Source organism: Mycoplasma feriruminatoris, assembly GCF_000327395.2.
In the GTDB taxonomy this organism is placed as follows: domain Bacteria; phylum Bacillota_I; class Bacilli_A; order Mycoplasmatales; family Mycoplasmataceae; genus Mycoplasma; species Mycoplasma feriruminatoris.
The window spans coordinates 950,813-973,480 of the sequence record NZ_CP091032.1; the positions used below are offsets into that span (position 1 = coordinate 950,813).

14 protein-coding genes are annotated in these 22,668 nt (G+C 24.9%); 5 read left to right on the top strand and 9 right to left on the bottom strand.

Features of this window, described 5'->3' with window-relative positions; translation table 4 throughout:
• Positions 1–16 precede the first annotated feature (16 nt).
• The 6 genes from D500_RS04050 to D500_RS04070 all read right to left on the bottom strand — a co-directional run bounded on the left by D500_RS04050 (position 17) and on the right by D500_RS04070 (position 9,387).
• Positions 17–3,202, bottom strand: coding sequence for an HsdR family type I site-specific deoxyribonuclease (locus D500_RS04050; protein WP_008363245.1), 3,186 nt, complete (start codon positions 3,200–3,202; stop codon positions 17–19).
• Between the two features lie 8 nt (positions 3,203–3,210).
• Positions 3,211–4,986 carry a restriction endonuclease subunit S gene (locus tag D500_RS04055; RefSeq protein WP_239759429.1) on the bottom strand — a complete coding sequence of 592 codons (1,776 nt, stop codon included), beginning with the start codon at positions 4,984–4,986 and terminating at the stop codon, positions 3,211–3,213.
• A 2-nt stretch (positions 4,987–4,988) separates the two neighbouring features.
• A complete protein-coding gene (locus tag D500_RS04060; protein ID WP_008363519.1) occupies positions 4,989–7,346 on the bottom strand; it encodes a type I restriction-modification system subunit M in 2,358 nt (785 codons plus the stop codon).
• A gap of 93 nt (positions 7,347–7,439) precedes the next feature.
• Positions 7,440–7,664, bottom strand: coding sequence for a type I restriction-modification system subunit M N-terminal domain-containing protein (locus D500_RS04525; RefSeq protein ID WP_008363521.1), 225 nt, complete (start codon positions 7,662–7,664; stop codon positions 7,440–7,442).
• A 161-nt stretch (positions 7,665–7,825) separates the two neighbouring features.
• Positions 7,826–8,737: a 5'-3' exonuclease gene (locus D500_RS04065; protein ID WP_008363523.1), complete on the bottom strand. Its 912-nt coding sequence runs from the start codon at positions 8,735–8,737 to the stop codon at positions 7,826–7,828.
• A gap of 74 nt (positions 8,738–8,811) precedes the next feature.
• Positions 8,812–9,387 carry an IMPACT family protein gene (locus tag D500_RS04070; protein ID WP_008363524.1) on the bottom strand — a complete coding sequence of 192 codons (576 nt, stop codon included), beginning with the start codon at positions 9,385–9,387 and terminating at the stop codon, positions 8,812–8,814.
• 90 nt (positions 9,388–9,477) lie between these two features.
• Between D500_RS04070 and secA the strand changes: the two genes are divergently transcribed.
• From secA to D500_RS04095, 5 genes are all read left to right on the top strand, one after another.
• Positions 9,478–12,312 (top strand): preprotein translocase subunit SecA, encoded by a 2,835-nt coding sequence (secA, locus tag D500_RS04075; RefSeq protein ID WP_008363526.1) that lies wholly within the window; start codon positions 9,478–9,480, stop codon positions 12,310–12,312.
• Positions 12,313–12,420: 108 nt separating this feature from the next.
• Entirely contained in the window at positions 12,421–13,143 is a 723-nt protein-coding gene (locus D500_RS04080; RefSeq protein WP_008363529.1) for a hypothetical protein, read from the top strand.
• A complete protein-coding gene (locus D500_RS04085) occupies positions 13,127–13,897 on the top strand; it encodes a hypothetical protein (protein WP_008363531.1) in 771 nt (256 codons plus the stop codon). Before D500_RS04080 ends, D500_RS04085 begins: the two co-directional genes overlap by 17 nt.
• Positions 13,898–14,062: 165 nt before the next feature.
• Positions 14,063–15,400: an MAG6090-like repeat-containing lipoprotein gene (locus D500_RS04090; RefSeq protein ID WP_239759432.1), complete on the top strand. Its 1,338-nt coding sequence runs from the start codon at positions 14,063–14,065 to the stop codon at positions 15,398–15,400.
• Positions 15,401–15,829: 429 nt separating this feature from the next.
• The gene (locus D500_RS04095; RefSeq protein ID WP_239759437.1) at positions 15,830–18,070 is read left to right on the top strand and encodes an MAG6090-like repeat-containing lipoprotein; all 2,241 of its coding nucleotides are present in this window, start codon (positions 15,830–15,832) and stop codon (positions 18,068–18,070) included.
• Between the two features lie 50 nt (positions 18,071–18,120).
• Here D500_RS04095 and D500_RS04100 read toward each other — a convergent pair whose 3' ends face one another.
• From D500_RS04100 to D500_RS04110, 3 genes are all read right to left on the bottom strand, one after another.
• A complete protein-coding gene (locus D500_RS04100) occupies positions 18,121–19,254 on the bottom strand; it encodes an ATP-binding protein (RefSeq protein ID WP_008363115.1) in 1,134 nt (377 codons plus the stop codon).
• A 609-nt stretch (positions 19,255–19,863) separates the two neighbouring features.
• On the bottom strand, positions 19,864–21,192 hold the full coding sequence (locus D500_RS04105; RefSeq protein WP_008363113.1) for an ABC transporter ATP-binding protein: 1,329 nt from the start codon (positions 21,190–21,192) through the stop codon (positions 19,864–19,866).
• On the bottom strand, positions 21,185–22,663 hold the full coding sequence (locus D500_RS04110; RefSeq protein WP_008363111.1) for an ABC transporter ATP-binding protein: 1,479 nt from the start codon (positions 22,661–22,663) through the stop codon (positions 21,185–21,187). The genes D500_RS04105 and D500_RS04110 overlap by 8 nt, the downstream gene beginning before the upstream one ends.
• Between the last annotated feature and the right edge of the window lie 5 nt (positions 22,664–22,668).

The window sequence follows — 22,668 nt, forward strand, 5'->3', positions numbered from 1 at the left end:
GCATAAGCGGCGTTTATTATATTTTTATTGTTTTTTCTCTTTGTTGTTTTATAAAATCTTTAACTATTTTCTTATAGACACCATATTTTATTGTTGTTAAATCTTTATTGGATTTTTTAGCTAAATTTTGTTTGACTTCTTCAGTTAATCTACCGTTGCATAGATCATCTAATCTTCCATATGCATTGATTGGTTCATTTGAATCAATTATGCTTTTTAATTCCTTATGGTTAATATTCATTTCATTAGCAAAATTTGAAATATCTAAATAATTTCTGGTTTGTATTTTCTGAATAACAGAAGTTTTTAAATCAAATTCATTAATATTAATTTGATTTTTATTAAAGCCAAAAATTAAAGAATTTAAACAATCTCTTGCTATTTGTTGATATTCTTTAGGAAATTTACTAATGAATTTGTCGTTCAATTCTTTTTCAAACCATATTTTATATTCTTCAGTTATTTCATTTTTTTGTTTTTTCTGATTTCTATTGGCAAGCAATTGTTTCAAGTAATTATTATCAATTATAAATTGAAAAGATCTATTTTGAGCATCTGCTAACTCTAATGTTAAAAATATTTCATCAGGTTCATTTAATTTTTCTTTAAGTTCTAAAAAATCTATATCTTTAATTCTTGCTTTAATTAGATCTCAATCATTATAAGTCATTTTAACATCTTCATTATTTTCTTCTAAAACAAAACCTAAAATTTCAGCACATCTAAGATTCTCACGAATTTTTCCATATTCATTTAAAAAGAGTTTAGCTTCTTCTTCTCTTTCTTCTTCTTTTATTTGCTGTGTATCAGGAACAGATTCAAAATTTGGAAATCCTCAGCTTTCAAAAAGTTCTTTTATTTTCTCAAATGCATCGTTTATATTTTTATAAAAACTATTTAGGCTCATTGGTGCTCCCATTACTGGGTTAATACCTGTATATAGAGCTAAAGCTTGATCTACATTTCATCGCATTTGACCAGGTTGTTTATAAAATATAACATTTCCAAAAGGCTTTCTATTACTTTTATCAAAAATTCTATTTGTTCTAGAAATAGCCTGAATTAAATGCTCATGTTCTAATTTTCTATCAAAATAAACAGTATTAATATATTTAGAATCATAACCAGTCAACAATTGATTTACTACAATCAATAAATCTAATTTATCTTGTTGTAGATCAAAGCTAATAAATTTATTTTTTCTAGCTAAGCGGTTTTGAATATCAACTTTAAAATTAGCAAAGTCACTTTGACTTACTTCATCAAAATTTGTTTTAAAATCATCGTTATATCTACTTATTATTTTTTTTATTTCTTCTAGTTTTATGTTTCCTTTAGAATAATCATCATAGTCTTCAGAAATATCAGTAGATCTATCAAAAAGTGCAGTAAATTTAATAGGTTTATTTAGCTCAACTGTTTTTCTTTTAAATATATCAAAATATTCAATTGCATCTTGAATAGAAGAGGTTGTAAGTATTGCACTAAAAAAATTACTAACACTTTTACTTGCTCATTTTGACAAAATATCTTCAACAATTTGTTCTTTATACTCTTTAGCTGTTTTTAACAATTCATAAACCTTTTCTTCATATTTTAATCAAGCACCATTTTTTTGTGAAATTAAGTTTTGAAGATTGTTAAGTTTTTCATTTTTAACATATTCGATTTCATTATTATTAGTTTCTTTAGAACATAATTTTTCTATTGCTGGAAGCAGAACTCTATCTAAGAGAACATACTCACAAGAAAACCCAAGAACTTTTTCATCTTTGATACCATCATTCATTGTGTACTTATGTAATAGTGGCCCAAAGTTTGATTCTGTAGTCATTTCATTTTTATTATTTTCTTTAAAGATTGGTGTCCCTGTAAATCCAAAAATAACAGAATTAGGAATATTTTTAATAATATCTCTAAACATATCACCAAACGTTGTTCTGTGTGCTTCATCAAAAATAAAAACTATTCTTTTATTAGATATAGATTGCAATTGCTTATAATAATTATCTGAGTTTACTTTTGATTGTTTATGAATAGAAGTAATTATGAGTTGGTGCTTTGGAGATTGACTAGAAAGTAATTTAACTAAATGATTAGCACTTGTTGCTTCTATAACTTCAATTTTTCCAGATGAATTAAAGTCTTTAAATGCACCTTTTGTTTGTGTTCCTAATTCAATTCTATCAACAACAAAAACAACTATATCTGCTTGATTTCACTCTAATAAAAGTGTTGAGAGTTTAAAACTTGTTAGTGTTTTTCCAGAACCAGTAGTATGCCAAATATAACCACCCTTTTGACTATACTTAGAATCTTTATCTGAAAAAAACTCTTTGTTAAAGAATTTTGCTTGTATTTTATTTATTGCATAAATTTGATAACTTCTTAATACTTTTAAAACATTATCGCTACTATCAGCAATAGTAAAATCAGCAACTAATCTATGTGCTTGTGGGATTTGAAAAAATTGATTAATTATATCTAAATAACCACCTATTAGATTATTATTTTCATCAGTTCATCTTAAAAATTTTTCTTTTTTAATGTCTGTGTAATCATTAGAATTTGGAGCATACATCATATCATATGGTGTCATTGCAACAACTATTTGAACAAGTCTAAAAATTCCTTTATAAAAACCTAGTTTTGAGTAATTTTTTAATTGAGTTATTGCTGGTGCTAGGGAGCGACTATTTTTAAGTTCAATATGAATAAGAGGCATACCATTAAACAGTAACATTAAATCTCCTCTTCTGTTAACTCCATCGTCTAGCTTATCGCTTTTTATTTGTTGAGCAATTTGGTATACACTATATCCTGCATTAACGTCTTGTCTTCTAAATAGCTGTATTTGTACTTCTTTTCCATGCATTTTCTGATCTAATCCATTCGTTCTTCTAATGCTTATAATTTCATTGTTAATTAATGAATTAGACTCAACAAATGATCTACAATTATTAACTTTTTGAATAACTTGATCCATTTCATCTTCTGATAATTCAACACCATTTAACGCATCCTTATTAATTGCAAAAATTATATTTTTCCAATTCTGAATAAGTTTTTTCTCATCAACATTTTGAAGAACAATATCATAATTTTTGTCGGTTTTTAAACTATCGGGAAAGCCTTTTCAGCCGTGTTTTTTTAAATTATTAATTACTGCATTTTCAAAATCCTTTTCAGAAACAAAATCCATATAACCTCCTAAATGAACATTTTTTTTAATAGAGTATTTTTTATGTTTTTTAGTAGTTCTAGCTTACGCTGATGAAGGGTGATTAGTGAATCGAGGTTAGAAAAGAGAGATGAAATTTTATATTGCTCTTTTTGATCAAAACTACATATAATTGTTATTTTTTCCATTTGACTAGTTGTTAACATAGGCATAGCAACTCATGTTACATATTTGGATGTATTTCTTGAGATTATTATTGAAAAATATTGACTAGCTTCAAATTGTTTTTTAGTAAGCAACCCGCAATGTGAAGTGGCAAAGAATCTATGATTTCTATAAAAAACCGTTCCTGCTTTAACACCATCTGTTGTTCATGTTATTGCATTGTCGGTCATATATTTGGTATAGTAACCAATTAGGCCTTCATCACTAGTTTGTGATGAGTAAACTGGGTATTTAAAATTACCAAATTTAATCTCTCTCATATCTTTTCTAGTTATTCCTGAACCTCTATCAATATTAAAAATTTCTCCTACCTTGCACTGTTCTCAAGTGTTAGTAAAACCTTTAAATCTAATACGTGGAAATTTTGATTTTTCATCACAAAACATCTTTTCCAAAAGTGTATTTTTAAAGTTTTTTAATGCTAAATACTTACGCTGATGAAGGGTGATTAGTGAATCTAGGTTAAAAAATAGGGATGATATTTTAGATTGCTCTTTTTGATCAATAGGCAAATCGATTATGAAGTTTTTTATTTTTTCAGAATTAAGATTGGCTTGTGTTCCTATTGATATTAATTTAAATCATTTATTTGTAAAATCACATTTTCTTAAAAAGTGAAAAACATAGTTTTTTGTAGTTTTATCATTTATCACCATGTTGTAAAAAGCTTGTGAAGTTGCCAGATCATTGCCTAAAATACCGACTTTTCCAATAGTTGCATACATTGATAGTGTTATAGATCCTTTCGGAACAATTCACGCACTTGATGAATTCAATCCTTTTTTTGTTATAGATTTTTCTGTTGAATAAATGTAACCATCAGTTTTTGTTAAATCAGATATTGATAAAAAAGGAATTTCACCATTATAGTAACCTTTATTAGAAGTATTAGGAGTGCCACCAGACCCACCTTTATCAATTAAATCCCCCAACTTTTCCTGTTCTCAAGCGTTAGTAAAACCTTTAAACCTAATACGTGGAAATTTTGATTTTTCATCACAAAACATCTTTTCCAAAAGTGTATTTTTAAAGTTTTTTAATGCTAAATACTTACGCTGATGAAGGGTGATTAGTGAATCTAAATTGTTAAGAACTTTTAAAATTTTCTCTTGTTCTTTTACAGATGGAAATAAAAATTTTGTATTCAGAAAGTCTATTTTTGTAAACATAGGATATGTATTCTCAAAACTATAAAATTTTCTTCCTACCTTATTAATGAAAAAATACAAGAATTTATTTAATAAAATATCATTCTTTTTTGATTCAATAATATGGTTTTGAGAAGAAATAAAAAGCCCTTTTGCATATTTTGGATTAGGATTTCTTGCTCTTCCTAGTGTTATAACTTCCGCATAATTTATAAGATGTGATATTTTTTCATTATAACTACATCTTCAATTGTTATTATTTGAAGATGGCAAAAGAGAAACGTCGCCCTTATATTGATTTAATTCACTTAGTTTTTCAGCACTAATTTGTGGAAAACGATTTAAAAGGGTTAAATTCCCCAACTTTTCCTGTTCTCAAGCGTTAGTAAAACCTTTAAATCTTATCTTAGGAACTAATGATTTTTCACTCATTTTTACTCACCACCTAGAATCTTTATCAATTCTTTAATAGCTATGGAATCGCTTGTTTCATCTTCTAAATTTAAGTCTTTTAATAAACCAACTAACTCTTTTTCGTTTTTAATTATTTGATCATTTATATCTTCTAAAGTGTCATCATACTTATTATTTAAAGTTTCTAACTGAGAAACAAAATTATCAATTACATTAGTTGTAGTTTGTTTTAATTGGTCAATAATTTTATCTAATCATTTTGTTATTAAAAGATCATAAAATTCAGTTTTATTTAAACTTAAATATTTTTCATATGATTTTTTAATAAGCTCTTTAGATGATTCATTTATAGATTTTTTATATTTATCTATTTTTGAATAAATTTCTTTTGTACTGATTAATTTTGCTTCTAAACTATCTTCATCAAATGATTCTTCAGACTTCTCTAATACTTTAATAATCTTTTTGATTTCATCATGTCTTCATTTTTCTTTTTCATTATCATAGATATCATCATTTTTATCTTCTTCACTAATAGAATCTAGTACTTCACTTAGTTGGTTAGTTAGATCATCTAATTCTTCTTGTTTTTGTTTAATTAATTCAAATTCATTTTTATAAAATGTTTGTTCAATTAACGATCTATCTAATATATTTGAATTTCATTCTTTTATAGAACCACTTTTTTCTAATTTTCGTGTTAATTCATTAGATAAAATTTCATAACAAATATCATTAGATGAAGATTTTTTTGAGTATGATTTAAAAATTGTAGAAATTAACTCGATATCTTCTGTAATGCTATCAAAATTATTAAAAATTATTTGGTAAATATCATACACATCAACATAAGAAATATTATTTAAATTATTAAAAACATAATTTGTTAAATTGTCTTCTAATTTCATTAGATCTACACTTTCAATAGCATCAAATGAATTAATTAAGGTTTTAAAATATCTTGTAAAATCATCTAGATTATTGTTTATCGATTTTAAATAATTCTGTACCTTGGTATCATCATAAATTGTTTGTCTAATATCTACATCTTTTATAAATTGATAATAATTATTGTTATTCAATGTGAAAATCTTATCTTTAATATCAGTGAATTTATTAAAGAATTTATTATATTTATTCATCTCTTCAACGCTAACACCACCGTGCATCATTGAGTAAAGATCATATTCTTCTTGCTTTTTAAAATTATCAATATATCTAGAAATATTTAAGTTATAACCATTTTCTTCAATTTCTTGTAATGAAACTATTCTTGAAAAATTTGCTACTTCTAATCTGTTGTTTACAACATCAGAGATCTTTTTGACATGTGATTTTGTAAATTTATTATTTTTTCCATCTTTTATATAAAGTTGAGAAGCATCGACAAATAAAATATCACCGCTAGTTTTGTCTTTTTTTAAAATCATTATAATTGTTGGAATACCTGTCCCATAAAACATATTAGAAGGCAATCCAATAATTGCATCAATATTTCAATTTTTTATTAAATTCTCACGAATAACACCTTCTGAATTACCTCTAAATAAAACTCCGTGAGGTAAAACAATAGCCATAATCCCATTAGTATCTAAATGGTATAAATCATGAAGTAAAAAAGCATAATCAGCTTTTGATTTAGGAGCAATCCCATAACCTCTGTAACGTGGGTCTTCTCTATGTTCATCAGGATTTCATTCACTAGAGTATGGTGGATTAGACACAACAGCATTAACTCTTAAAAGCATATAACGATTAGGATCATTATTTTCAAATGTTGGCCAATCTTCTTTTAAAGTGTCAGCGCATCTTACATTAATTTCATTTGGACTAATTCCTCTCATAATTAAATTCATTCTTGTTAAGTTATAAGTTGTAATATTTAATTCTTGAGCATAATATTTAACTGGACTAGTCTTATTATTATATTTTTTAAACTCTTCACCAATATTTAAAAGTAAAGAACCCGATCCACTAGTTGAATCATATACTTTAATGTTTTCTTTATAATCTTTTAAATTATATGCTATGATTTTTGACATTAATTCAGACACTTCATGAGGTGTATAAAACTCACCGGCCTTAGCACCTGCTGATGAGGCAAATCTTGCGATTAAATATTCATAAATAAAACCTAGAACATCATAATCTTGTTTTGTTGTTGGAATATCTTTAATAGTGTTTATTAAACCTAAAATATTTTCTATTCTTTTTTTAGTATCACTACCTAATTTATCTAATTCTCTTTCGAATTTAGAAAATATATCTTTAAACAATAATTCGTAATCAGGGTTTATATTGTCATTAAAATCATTAAATGCTTGTTGAAAGTTGTTAATTCCAAAATTATTTTTATCTTCTAATCAATAGTTAAACAAGTTACTATAGTCTATAAAATATCCTAATTTCTCTAAACATTCACTTTTAATTTCTTGAAAATTCTCAGCATTAATATTTGAATCTTTTGTTAATTAAACATCTACTTTAAGATCCAATTTACTATCTAAATATTTTAATTCATCTTTATTAACTCACTCTAATAACAAATATTCTGTTTGTTTCTCACATAAAAACTTATATAAAATTAACCCTAAAACATAATCTTTATATTCAAATGCATCTATATTGCCTCTTAATTTATTAGCTGATTCTCAAATTATATTACCTAGCTTTTGTTTAGTTATTTTATTTCCCATATTACTCCTTGTGTTTTTTAAAAAACTACTAAAAAACATTAGACATCATATTTAAATTATAGCAAACTAAAAAATTACTTATGTTTAGCTAGCCTTTAATAACCTATAAAAAACTATTTATACACCTTCTAACTAAAAATAGTGAGCTTTTTATTTGCTCACTATTTTTTATCTATTTTATTAATTCTTTCTAAATATCTTCTAATAGGTTTTATAAAAGCAAACATTTCTTGTTCTTTTAAAAATCTAATTAGTCGATAATAAGACACATTAATAGGTTTAAAATTAATTCTTCCTAGTTTAATATTAGTAAGAATTCTAGTTATTTTTTTATTTTCAATAATTAGTTGTTTATTATCTAAAATAATAGTTTTTAAGGGTTCAGATAATTCATTAGTATGTTTAATAATATTTTCAACACTTTGGTATTTATTAATTAAATTTTCAGCTTGTTTTTTTCTAATATATTTAACACCTTTAATATTATCTGATCTATCTCCTAAAATAGCTTTAATATCAGCTACTTGATTTGGGTTACATAAAAAGTGTTCATAAACTTCTTTTTGTTTTATAATTTTAGTTTTTTCATTTTTACTAATATTTGTAATAATAGAAGTTTTATTATTTACTAATTGGTAAATATCTTTATCATTTGAAAGAATTTGTACATCATATCCTAAGTTATTTGCAATCCTACAAATTGACCCAATTACATCATCACCTTCATAATTTGGTTTTTCATACCAACTAATATTTGCTGCATTTAAAAAAGCTCTAGCAATTTGTAGTTGTGGAACTAGATCAATTGGGGTTGGTTTTCTTTTTGCTTTATATTCAGAATAAATATCTTTTCTTCAACAATTTTCATCATAATCAAAAGCAACAATAACAGTATGATATTGATTTGATTGAACAAATTTTAATATATTTGCTACAAAAGAATAAACAGCATTAATTATTATACCTTCATGGTTTTTAGAAACAGTTTTTCTTTTTAAAGTACCATAATATCCTTTATGTAGTAAATGATAACCATCAATTAGCAAAATTGGTTTGGTTTCATTAGTAATCATTTTTAAAAAATCCTTACTTTTTAATAATATCATTTTAGATAATAAGAATTTCTAATAAGTTGTTAGTACAAACTTTAATTTGATATAGTTTTAAAATCAAGAATGTTAAAAAAACTACAACTAGTTATCATGTCTGTTGTTTTAATTTTAAAAACTACTTTTTCATTAAACTCTTTACTTATTATTTCTATATTATTTTGATTAATTCAATGATTAACTAATTTAATATTTTTAATATCAAAACTAATTAAATATTGATAATAAGTTTTAATTTCAACAATATCTAATTGTTTAACTATTAAACTTGCAGCATTACTATAAGTTCTAGTTAATACACTAGCTCCAAGTTTTATTCCACCAAAATATCTAATTACTAAAATTACAATATTTACTAAATTATTTTTACTAATTACATTAAAAATTGGTTTTCCTGCTGTATTTTTTGGTTCATGATCATCATTATATCCACCAATAATTTTTTGATCATAAATCATATAAGCATAACAATTATGAGTAGCATTTATATCAGAATATTTATTTAAAAACTCATCTAATTCTTGTTTAGAATTTATATTTGTACATATTGTTATAAACTTAGAATTTTTAATAATAAACTCATTTTTATAAATTTTATTTTTAATAGTTTTCATCTCTTATTTTTATAATCTATATAAATAGTTTAGTATATATTTGCTATATAATTATTATATTGTACAATCTTAAATTCGTGGGAGGATCTAATGGTTTCTGATAGAAGACTGTTAAAAAAATTTGGAAAAATTGCTGATAAAATCATTGCTTTAGAACCTAAAATGCGTCAGTTAAAAGATGAAGATTTTATTTTAAAGACACAAGAATTTAAACAAATGTTAGAAAATGGAAAATCTTTAGATGATATTTTAATTGAAACATATGCTGTAGCTAGAGAAGCAGCAAGAAGAGTATTGGGTTTAAATGCTTATAAAGTGCAATTAATTGGTGGAATCATTTTAAACTCTGGAGATATTGCTGAAATGAGAACTGGAGAAGGTAAAACTTTAACAGGTATTTTTCCAGCTTATTTAAACGCATTATCTGGTAAAGGTGTTCATATTGTTACTGTTAATGAATATCTATCAAAAAGAGATAGTGAAATTAATGGTAAAGTTTTTGATTTATTAGGAATTAGTGTTGGATTAAATGGATCAGCATTATCTAAATCAGAAAAAAGAGAAGCTTATAATAAAGATATTACTTATACAACTAATGCAGAACTTGGATTTGACTATTTAAGAGATAACATGGTTAGTGATTATAGTTTAAAAGTTCAAAGAAAGTTAAATTATTGTATTATTGATGAAGCTGATTCAGTTTTAATAGATGAAGCTAGAACTCCTTTAATTATTTCTGGAGGAACTTCTTCTAGAATTAACTTATATAAAGCTGCTAATAATTTTGCTTTAAGTTTAAAAGAACATGATGATCTAGATATTGATTTAGAATCAAAACAAGTTTATTTAAATGAACAAGGAATGAGAAAAGCAAATGAATTCTTTTCTTTAAACAACTTATTTGCTATTGAAAACACTGAGATTTTTCACTTAATTATGAATGCTTTAAAAGCTCAATTTGCTTTTAAAGAAGGTGTTGAATATACAGTTAGAGATAATGAAATTTTATTAATCGATCAATTTACTGGTCGTATAATGCAAGGAAGAAGTTATTCTGATGGATTACAACAAGCTTTACAAGCAAAAGAAAATGTTGAAATTGAAGAAGAAACTGTAACACTTGCAACAATTACTTATCAAAACTTTTACAGACTATATTCAAAAATTGCAGGAATGACTGGAACTGCAAAAACTGAAGAAGAAGAATTTATTAAAATTTATAACACAAGAGTTATTCAAACTCCAACAAATAAACCTGTAATTAGAAAAGATGAACCAGATCTAACATTTGGAACTAAAAATGCTGCTTTAAAAAAATTAGTTGAAGATGTATTAGAATCACATAAAAAAGGTGCTCCTATTTTAATTGGAACAACTAGTGTTGAATCAAGTGAACAAATTGCAAGATATCTAAAAAAAGCTAACTTAAAATTTGAAACAATTAATGCTAAAAATCACGATAGAGAAGCTGAAATTGTTGCAAAAGCTGGAGAAATTGGAGCTATCACACTAGCTACTAACATGGCTGGAAGAGGTACTGATATTAAACTAGCTAAAGGTGTTGCTGAATTAGGTGGGTTACGTGTTTTTGGTGTTGAAAGAAATGAAGCAAGAAGAATTGATAATCAGCTAAGAGGTAGATCTGGAAGACAAGGTGATCCTGGATTATCAAGATTTTATATTTCAATGGATGATGATCTAATGATGAGATTCACTGCTCCAAAAACAAGACAACGTTTTAAAGCTTTAGGTGATGATTATATTAAATCTAAAATGTTTACAAGAGCAGTAACAAATGCACAAAAAAAACTTGAAGGAATGAACTTTGATCAACGTAAAAATGTTTTAGATTATGATAATATTTTAGCCCAACAACGTGAAATTATTTATGCTCAAAGAGATGATATTTTAGAAGCAAATGATCTAAGTGTTGTTATTGAAAAAATGCAAATTACAGCTGCTTATGAATTAATTGAAAAACATTCTAATTTAGTTCATGGTGAAAAAACTATTAATAAACAAGAATTACTAGAAGCAATTGATGGTACATTAGTTCCTAAAAATAAATTTAGAATTGATGATTTTAATAATAAAGAAAAAATGGATCTAGCTGTTGAAATTGCTGATGCTATGATGCAATTATATAAAGCAAGAATTTCAGATATTCCAGATGATGTAGTTATTGGAATGGAAAGAAAAATTATTTTAGATTCATTTGATAAATATTGAACTAAACATTTAGATATTGCTGGTAAGTTAAAAAGTGGTATTTATTTACAACAATATGCTCAAAATAACCCATTAGCAATTTATGTTGAACAAGCAACTGATCTATTTAATAAAATGAAAGTTAATATAGCAAATGAAGTTGTTCAAAGTTTAGCTAATGTTATTTTAAGAGTTGTTGAAGACGAAGAACAACGTGAAGAACGAATTGAAATTACAGACAAAGATATAGAAGAAATTTTATATGAAACTGGTTTACAACCAACTGATATTAACAACAAAGCAATTAATGATCGTTTTGATGAACTAGAAGAAATCTTTAAAGATGATAAACAAAAACTAAGACGTTTAAGAATCCAAAGAGATGTAATGTTAGGGTTAGTTTTAGAATTAGAAAGAAGAGCTGAAATGATCATTAGTCCTGAAAATGATCAACAAGCTATAACTCAACTAATTAAAGAACTACAAAACGATGTTGATATTGCTTCAATTACTATTGATCAAATTAATCAAAACTTTAATAATATGGTTGAACAAATTAATGATCCTGAAAAACTAAAACATTTAATAATTGCAAAAGATGTTTTATTACAACTTGTTGCTAGAATGGATGACATTAAAGAACAAGAAAAACAAACTAAAAAAAGAAAAAAGAAAAAACCTCACGAAGACGAAAGCACTAAAACTAAAATAGGTTAATAAAAGTGTTATAGTAATAACACTTTTTTTATTAGTAATAAGTTAAAATAATTATGTTTTGTATTTAAAAAGATATTTGATAGTATATTGTTATGATTAGAGGTTAAAATGAAAATACAAAAAAGATCTATTAAGAGTGATGCTATTTTTTATTCAATAATCTTAGCTCTTAATTTACTAACTAATTTTTTATATTGAATTACTCACGCATTTAATGTTGTATATGTTGAAGTACAAACTAATTTAGATATTATATTAGCTTTAGATTCATCTTCAATTGCTATATGAGGATTATGAATAACTACATTTTATGCAGCAATTTGTTTATATTTTAGTTTTATTAAAAAACAGCTTTATCAAGCACATTTATTAGAGTTATTCATTATTAGTATGTTAATTTCAACAGGACTTATTTTTGTGTGTATTTCACTAATTAAAGAACCAGCAAATATTAGTAATTGATCAGCTTTATTAAGAGTAATTAACGTTCATTTTTTACTACCAATTAGTATGTTATTATATTTAATCTTTTTTAGAACAAATGTGATCGTTTCTAAAAAAAGCCAGTTAATTGGAATGTGAAGAATACTAGCTGTTGGGTTAAGTTATATAACTTGAATTACTTATAGAACTGTTCCAAATGTTCAAGAAAACTTAATTGATAAACCGTTTTTATACACTTCATTACAACCATCAAATATTGGATGAGCTCTTTTTATGAGTTTGTCTTTTGGTTCATTTATTTTATATTTTTTAATGTATTTAGTTATTGTTTTAATTAATAACAAAATTAATGACAAATTTGGGGGTTGTGATGCTAAAACAATTTAAAGAATTTAGAAAGCAAAGAAATTTTAAATTAGAATTAATTATTTCTTTTGTCTTATTATTTTTTGTTATTTCTTGTTTAGTTCTTTATTTTATAACTAAAACATTTGGTTTTTATAATAAAAAAACATTATCAGCTGATGTGATTTTCTTACAAGATATTACTTTTTTAAGTGAATGATACGCTGTGTTTGTAATGATCTTTTGTAGTTTTAAACTTTCAAGAATGCTTGTAAGTAAAAAAGTATATGTTTATAAATATACTGAATATACTTTTACTTCATGATCAATATTTATCTTTTTATTATACGTGGCTGGGTTTATTATGGGTCAAGCGATTATTAATGATGATAAAGACTTTCCCACTTTATATAGAGCTTTAGCAATTCATGTAATTATTCCATTTATTTGAATAACTTATTTTAGTTTATTTCCTTTAAATGATCAAAAAACTAAAAAACAAGTATGATTAGGTGTTTTACAAACATTTAGTATTTTATGTTTTTATTCTTTATGATTGTTATTAAGATTATTACCAAATATTAGTTTAGATGAAAAGATTTGAGAAAATAGAATTCCTTATAGTTTTATTTCTCCATATAATATTGGTGTTATTAAATACATATTTGTAAATATAGGAATATTTAGTGTGTTTATTGGTGGTTATATATTTTCTTATTATTTAAATAAACTTATTTATAAAAGAATCTCAATTAGTAAACAAAAACTAGAAAATAAAGAAATTATTGTTAAATAATATTTAATTTTAAAAGCTAACAAGCTAAAAAGTACGATGTGCATAGGGTTTGTTTGCTTTTTTTTTTTTGCAATTTTTCCATTTTGAAAGAATATAAATTTATCATTATATTATGAAAACTCAAAAAACGAGTATAAATTTTTTAAATTATAGGTGTGAATATATATGAAGAAATTATTAACAATATTAGGTTCTCTAATGATTAGTGCAAGTGGTGGTGCTTTAGTAGTTGCATGTAATAAACCTGCAAAACCAGAAAATAAAGTAGAACCTACTAATACTAATGATCCTAGTGATCCAAAAAAACCTGGTGAAGGAAAACCAGGTGAAGGAAAACCAGGTGAAGGAAAACCAGGTCAACCAACTAAACCAGGTGAAACAAAACCAGGTGAACCAGCTAAACCAGGTGAAATGAAACCAGGTGATGGTAAACCTCCTGTAACTCCTCCTGCTAAACCATCAACAACTGTTAATTGAAACAGTGTGTTTAGAGATAATGTAACTGGAGAAGATATTCAACTTTATCCAACTAAAGAACAACTAGAAAAAGAAGAAAAAAGATTAGCTGATAAAGTTAAAAAAATTCTAGAAAAAAATAAAAAAGATAACGAAAAAGAATTAAAAGACTTTATTTCTAAACATAAAAAAGAATATGAGGCTTTAGTTAAAGACTATAAAGCAAAGATTTGAAGAGATAGTCCAACAGGATTAGATATCACAACTCATTATGATAAAGATGCGGTTAAAAGAGCTGATGCCATTTTAGATGAATGAACTAAAATATTACTAGACAAAATTCAAAAAGCCAATGAAAAAACATTTAAAGACTTTATTTCTAAACATAAAAAAGAATATGAAGCTTTAGTTAAAGACTACAAAGCAAAGATTTGAAGAGATAGTGTAACTGGTGAAGATATTGATTTAGCTTTAGACACAGTGGTTATACAAAATAATAAACATTATAAATTCTTTAAAGACAGCTCTTCTAGTTTAGTTGCAGATTTATTTGATGATAAAATTGCAGATCAAGTAAAAGATGCAAAAATTAGATGGGAAAAGATTCAAAAAATAGCAAAAGAAAAAGCTAAAGATAAAGAAGAAGCAGAAGTTTTACATGAACTTGTAAACTTTAGTGATTCATTAGAAAAAGAATTAAAACCTTTAGCTGAAAAATTATTCCAAGAAGCTAAAGATAAAGAATTTTTAACTAATGCAAGTAATGCAACTGAAGATTACTTTAAAACATTAGATACAAGTAAAGAAGTAAATGAATGAAAGCATGAAAAAGAAAGATTTAATGAAATAATTACTAATATCAATAAAAAGGTAGAAGAACTAACTGGATCTGGAAATAGCTTGGAAAGTGTAATAACAGATGTTGAAAGTAATTTAAGAAATTATAAAGACAGTATTAAGGATCTAAAGAATAGTAAAGAATTCTGAAAATATGAGATGTGAAATTACTGATTAGAAGATCTTCTTAAAACTCTTAAAAGACATTAATATTAACAAATTAGAAAATATCTACTATACAAGTAAACACATAAATTAATTTTGTATTTTTAAAAAACAACAAATAACATATTAAAAAAAACACTAACCTATATCACAACAACCTTTAAAAACATAATAATTATAATTAACTTATTCCGCCTATAAAATTTAATTAACAGTAGTGGTACAGGTCTTAAATTCTAAATGTTACATTTTAATAAGATTTACAACTATTGTGTAATGTCATTAAAATAGTAATTAAAATAATAAATAAACAACCTAAAAAAGCAAAATAACTATTTTTGCAACTGCAAAATTGTTTGCTTTTTTTTTTTTTTTGTAAAGTCCATTTTTAGAATTTTTGTAAATATAAAATTATATCATACAAACGCTAAAAGCGAGTATTAAATTTTTTTTAATTTATAGGTGTGAATATATATGAAGAAATTATTAACAATATTAGGTTCTCTAATGATTAGTGCAAGTGGTGGTGCTTTAGTAGTTGCATGTAATAAACCTGCAAAACCAGAAAATAAAGTAGAACCTACTAATACTAATGATCCTAGTGATCCAAAAAAACCTGGTGAAGGAAAACCAGGTGAAGGAAAACCAGGTGAAGGAAAACCAGGTCAACCAACTAAACCAGGTGAAACAAAACCAGGTGAACCAGCTAAACCAGGTGAAATGAAACCAGGTGATGGTAAACCTCCTGTAACTCCTCCTGCTAAACCATCAACAACTGTTAATTGAAACAGTGTGTTTAGAGATAATGTAACTGGAGAAGATATTCAACTTTATCCAACTAAAGAACAACTAGAAAAAGAAGAAAAAAGATTAGCTGATAAAGTTAAAAAAATTCTAGAAAAAAATAAAAAAGATAACGAAAAAGAATTAAAAGACTTTATTTCTAAACATAAAAAAGAATATGAGGCTTTAGTTAAAGACTATAAAGCAAAGATTTGAAGAGATAGTCCAACAGGATTAGATATCACAACTCATTATGATAAAGATGCGGTTAAAAGAGCTGATGCCATTTTAGATGAATGAACTAAAATATTACTAGACAAAATTCAAAAAGCCAATGAAAAAACATTTAAAGACTTTATTTCTAAACATAAAAAAGAATATGAAGCTTTAGTTAAAGACTACAAAGCAAAGATTTGAAGAGATAGTGTAACTGGTGATGATATCAACTTAAATCCAACTCCTGAAGATATAGAACGTGAAGAAAAACGTTTAAAAGAATGAGTTGAAGAATATCTTGCATCAAATAGAAAACAACATCTACCTTTTAGCAAAGAAATATTTAAAAGAAGAATTGAAGAGATCTTTTCAGCTAAAAACGATCCTTCTGGTTTAGATATTTATTTCCATCTAACTGAAAAAAACATAGCTGATGAAAACGCACGATTAGACGCTATTGTTAAAAAATATCTAAAAGATGTAGAAAAACAAAATGTAAATGTTCATAGTAAAGCTGCTGTTGAATTAGAAAAAATAGTAAAAGAACTTGAAACAAGAAAAGCTGAAGCTGTAAAAGAAATTGATACTAAAGGAAGAATTCTAGAATTTGAAACTAATGAGACTATAAAAGAAACTAAAAATAACTTTGAAAAAACTCAAAAATCTCTAGATCAAAATATAAAAGAAGCAGAAGATAAAATTATTGAAATTAAAAAAGATCTAGTAAAAAATGATGTTCAAAATAATGCCAATCAAGCTAAAGAATTTTTAAAAGCATTAGAAGAAACATTAGAAGATGCTAGAGAACTAGTTAAAGAATATAAATCAAAAGAAAAAGAATTTGATAAGGAAGTTAATAAAGCAAAACAACTAGATGATAAAATAGCTAAATTAGATAAACATATTGAAGATAAAGAAGGATTAGTTACATCTGCAAACGCTCTTTATAAAACTATTGATGAAACAACAAAAAGTTATGATAAATTAATCGGTGAAAAAGCCAAAGAAGTAGAAAAAGTTGAAGCTGAAGATAAAAAATTAAACAATATTATAAGTGACGCTAATAATACAAATGACTTTTCATACGAGTTCTACTACAACTTTAATGATAAAGAAGGATTCAGATATAAAGTTATTGAAAAAACTAAAACTGAATTAAAGGAAATTAAAGAAAAAGAACGTCAATTAAAAAAACTAAAACAAGAATTAGAAACACAAAAACATAAAGAACTTGATGAACTAATTATTAAAAAAATAGCTATTAAAATTGCTGAACAAACTCTTCCTATAGAAAAAAGAGAATTAGATGCTGTTAAAAAGGAAAAAGAATCTGTTGCAGCAGAGTTAATAAAGATCAATCCTGAAATAGTTAAAACTAAAGAATACACTAAAATGTATGAAGATAATGTTAAAACAATAGAAGAATCAATCCAAAAAGCAAAAGAAATGGAATCAACATTATCTAAAAAGTTAACTGAATCAAAAGAACAAATAGCTCAATTAGAATCTAAAAAATCTCAACTTGAAAAACAACTTTCTGAACTAAAAGAAAAAACTGAAGAAACTATTTTTGAAGCAGAAGAAGATCTTGAATATGGATTACTAGATTTAGATGAAGAAGCATTTAACAAAGAAAAAGAATTTGATAAAGAAATTATAAAAATAAAAAAAGTAATTGCAGGAATTAAACAATTCATTAGTGAAGCTCAAAAGTAACAACACTATTAATCCAAAACAAAAGCAAGACATTGTCTTGCTTTTTATTATTATTGTCTATTGTAATTTAAATTATACAAAGTAACTACAAAACTAGAGTTTGTTGAAAAGAACTTAGGTTTTAGTTTTTTATTATAGTGAAACTGATTTTTATAATCATTTATTATAGTTTTTAATCCAGTTGTATTATTTTTAGTTAAACCTAAATGAAAAAATACATTAGCTAGTATTGGGTTTCTAATTTGTTTTTCTAGTTTAAAAACATTTTGTTCTTGAATTAAACTAGCATCATACATTCCACCAGGAGAATAAATTTCTATTCTATTATCATACATATCTATATGAATTTCAGATCCAATAGTTTTATAATCTCTATGTATTAAAGCATTAATAATAGATTCATTTATAGCTTGACTAGGATAATCAGGTAAACCTATTCTGTCATAATCTCTAGTTAGTCACACTAAATTAGAGTTCTTTTTAATAAACTTTTTAGCTGATTTAAATAAATATAAAAGATCTCCTTGAAACTCTATATGATTAACTACTTTAGAAGTTTTATCAACTCCTAATCATTTAGTAGCTAGAATCTTTGACTGATATACTAAACACCCATCACTAAATAAAGCTCCAGCATTAGTTAAATAATCTTTATCAATAAGTTTTAAAGTTTGTATATTAATGTTTTTCTTTTTTAATTGATAATAAATAGATCTTAGTTTAGTAAAACTAGCATTTTCTTTTTTAATGTTAAGTTGTAATGCATCATAAGTTGTGTTTTGTTGTTTTAAAACTAGATCTTGTAGTTGAAAAGAATTGGCTATAAATATTTGTCTTTTAGTTTTTAAATAAACATTTTTAACTTGATCTATATTACAAGTATAAATTTGATTATTTGTTTTAAAAACATTAACTTCTATATATTGTTTATCTTCATAAGTTTTAATTTCTATATTAAAACTAATTTTTGGTTCTATTAGTTTTGTTATTTGTTCATTAATATAGTTATAATCAGAATCAATATTTTTTAATCCAACTATTAAACTGTTTTTAATTCCAAATATTAAAGTACCACCATTCATATTTGCAAAAGCACAAGCTGCTTTTAGTCAATTAGAACTTTTTCTACTAACATTTTTTTCTTTATGAATTATAGCTGGGTTATTATACTTTCTAATACTCATAGCTTATTTTTTAATTCCTTTTATAGTTTTATCTTAATACTAATTAGAATTTTTTAAAATAATAAATTTATTAAAAAACATTTTGATATTATTTTTAAATTGTAAAAATATTTTAATTTTTATAGTTATGTATTAATTTTGTAAATATTTTAAAAAAGTATTAGTTTGTTGTTATTGATAACTATAACTAGATTATGTTATATTCATTATATAAATATTGTTTATATTTATAAGATTGGCAGTGTGGTTCTTGCTGGCCCTGGGTGACAAGAGATCCCGAAAGACGGAGATTGAACCAAAACAACAACTCTTTTATAGAGTTGTTGTTTTTATATGATTTGATTATTTTTTAAAAAATTTTAAAAAAGGTATTGCAATATTTAAAAATCAATGTTACTATAAAATTGCCCCATCGATATTATGTCGATTTAGGTTTTTATTAAAAAGTTTTTAGGTCTAGTCGGCTAACTAGGCCTTTTTATTTTATAAATAGTCATTTTATTATTTATAGAATTGTTTTCAATTTATATGTTTTATTAAAATAATTATTAATTAAATTGATTCTTATTTTAAAAAAAGCTAGCTTTTAAAGCTAGCTTTTTATTATATTTATTTACTTAGTTTTTGATTTTCGAATTTATATACTTCTAATTCTTTATCAGTTGCTAAAACAAAGTGATTGTTTCCTACATGATGTCAAATAGGTTGGTTTTTTTCATCATAATTATGAACATTATGATCATAAATAGATCCAATTAAAGAACCTTTTTCATTTTCAATTGAAGGAACTGCATCTAATAAACTTCTAGTATAAGGATGATAAGGGTTATTAATAATTTCATCAGTTGGTCCTATTTCTAATAAAACACCTTTATTAATTACAGCAATTCTATCTGAAATATATTCAACCATTCTTAAATCGTGAGCAATAAATAATATAGTTAAATTATATTTTTTCTTTAACTCATTAAAAATATTAATAACTTGGGCTTGAATAGAAACATCAAGTGCTGAAATAGGTTCATCAGCAATTAATAACTTAGGACGTAAAACAACAGATCTACAAATACCTAAACGTTGTTGTTGACCTCCAGAAAACTCTAAAGGATAACGAGATAATACACTTTCATCAAGTCCAACTTGTTTTAAAATATCTACAATTAATCGATGTTTACATTCTTTTTCACTTAATTTAACTAAAGTTTGTCTTTGTAATTTTGATTCATTTAACTTGTTAGAAATAGAAGTATACAATTTATTATCGATTGTTTTTAATTCTTCAATTACTTTTAATAAGTCTTCATATACTATTTTATAAGAGTTTTCTAAAGTATATGTTAACTTAGTCATCTGATCAACATAATCAAATATTTTGTTAGTCAATTTATCAGTTGTTTTAATCTGACTAACGATATTGTTATAAACTTTTTCATCAAAATCTGTAATATAAATTAATTTTGCATTCTTAGTGTTTGATAACCCTTCACCAACTACAGTTTTAACATCTTTAAAAGGGTTAAGTGAGTTAGTTGGATCTTGAAAGATCATTTGGACCTTATTAACCATAAAATTAATAACGTCTTTATGATTTTTACTAAATTTATTTCCTTTTTCAATATTTTTTGGAATGATTCGATCTAATATTTTAATTTGACCAAAATTATGAGGAGTTAAACCAATTATACTTCTTCCAATTGTTGATTTACCAGATCCAGATTCACCAACTAAACCTAGAACTTCTCCATCATAAACATTTAAATTTAAATCTTTAATAGCAGTAAATTCTTTTGCACCAAATCCATAAACAATATCTAAATTACGAATCTCAACAACTGTTTTTCTATTTTTATATGCATCAAGCATTTGTGTTGTACCTTTTCTCACTTGACGATATAAAGGTTTTTTAAATGGTCGTTTTTCAATATAATATTTATCCATTATAATCTTTCTTTAATTTGTTGTTTTCTAATAATTGATTGTTTTGTTCATTTTGTTTTTCTGATAATTCATTGTTTTGTTTGATTTTTAGTGAAACTTTTTTATTTTGAGCTTCAGATTTCATTTGATAATCTTTATAAACTTCATCAGTTACATAAATATCATCTTCATATAAATCATGAAGTATTTTATCGTATTTTTTTCATAAATTTAAAATAGTTTTTGGCGGAGTATATTTAGGAGCTTGTGATCCTAATAAATTACTTTTTACAAAGTGAGTTGGTGAAATTTGATAAACAGGAGGTTCTTCAAAAAAGTCAATATCTAATGCATAGTCATTACGAATAGCAAAAGCATCACCTTCTATTTTATTTAAACTAGCTGGAACTGATCCACGAATAACTTGTAATTTTTCACCTTTATTATAATCTGGCATTGAAGTAATTAAACCTCAAGTATAAGGATGTTGAGGATGTAATAAAATCTCTTCTTTAGTACCTGATTCAACTATTTGACCAGCATACATAATATTAATAAAATCAGCAATTGAAGCAACTACTCCTAAATCGTGAGTAATAAAAGCAATTGCTATTTTAAATTGTTCTTGTAATTCTCTAATAACATCTAAAACTAAAGCTTGAACTGTTGGATCAAGTGCTGTTGTTGGTTCATCCATTACTAAAATTTTTGGTTTTAATGAAATAATACATGCAATTGCAACACGTTGAATCATACCTCCAGATAGTTCGTGAGGATATTTATTCATAATTACTTTAGGATTATAAATTTTAGTTAATTCTAAATATTTTAAAGCTTGTTCATAAGCTTGTTTTTTATTTTCAACAATTTTATTAACTAGCATTCCTTCCATAATTTGATTTCCAATTTTCATTGTTGGATCTAATATAGATAAAGGGTTTTGAAAAACTGCTGAAACAATACGACCACGTAATTTTGATTGTTCTCATTGATATTCATTAAAGTTATGAACTTCTAATCCATATAACTTAACACTACCAGATTCAATAATAGAATTAGTTCCACTTAATCCATACAATAAAGAAGTAATCACAGATTTTCCAGATCCAGATTCTCCAATTAAAGCATGAACTTTACCTTCATAAATTCTTAAACTAGGACCACGTAAAACTACATTTTTTTCTCTAGGATTAGCTGGGTTTTTAAAAGTTAAATAAACATCATCAATATGAGCAGCAACATTAGTTAATTTGCCAAATACTACTTTTTGTTCAACATCTTTAAATATATCAACACTTTGTTGATCTTTTTTATTAAAAAGATTTTTAATTACATTAATTTTATGTTGTCAATAATTAGTAAATGATTGTAAAAAAGACTTATTATTTTCTTTAATTTCAAATAAATCTAAAGGAGCTGGCATATTGTTATAAACAAGTGGTGTTTTAAACTTTTTACTATATCCTTGGGCGTTTTTAATTTGTGTTTTCATATTGA